This window comes from Neisseria sp. P0021.S007 (genome assembly GCF_051956855.1).
Genome location: NZ_JBQCXA010000831.1, coordinates 1 through 586 on the forward strand (window position 1 = coordinate 1; position 586 = coordinate 586).

At 51.9% G+C, this 586-nt stretch carries 1 protein-coding gene; it reads left to right on the plus strand.

Annotated elements, in window-relative coordinates:
• Positions 1 to 586, plus strand: a 586-nt coding sequence (locus ACTHUR_RS16200; RefSeq protein WP_440399700.1) for a phospholipase D-like domain-containing protein, incomplete at both ends; no start/stop codon positions are given.

A 586-nucleotide genomic window follows, 5' to 3' on the forward strand; every position in this document is an offset into this window, starting at 1 on the left:
GCGTTGAAGTACATACCTCATTACCTGTCGGCATCTGGCGTACACTATTCACGCGCACCGATCTGCGCAACCACCGCAAAATCCTCGTTATCGACAGCAAAATCGGTTACACAGGCAGCTTCAACCTTGTCGACCCCCGCTATTTCAAACAAAACTCCGGCGTCGGAGAATGGGTAGATGTCATGATGCGCTGTACAGGGCCTATGGTTTTGGAACTGTCTGCCGTCTTCTTCGCCGACCTTGCCGTCGAAACCGATGAAAACCTCCAAAACGTACAAACATACCTCAATCAAGCCCAAAGCCTGCTACCTAAAATCCTTCCCGAAAAAATGCAGCAAGGCGATATTGTTGCCCAAATCATTCCATCCGCTCCCGAGCAAGGCAGCTTCGTTATCTACGAAACCATCATCAGCGCCATCTATGCCGCCACCAAACAAATCACGATTACCACTCCCTACTTTGTCCCCGACGAGCCGCTTCTCATGGCATTAACCGTTGCCGCCAAACGCGGCGTCAAAGTGACCCTGATACTGCCAGCCAAAGTCGATTCACTGATGGTACGCTACGCCTCACGCGCCTACTACCC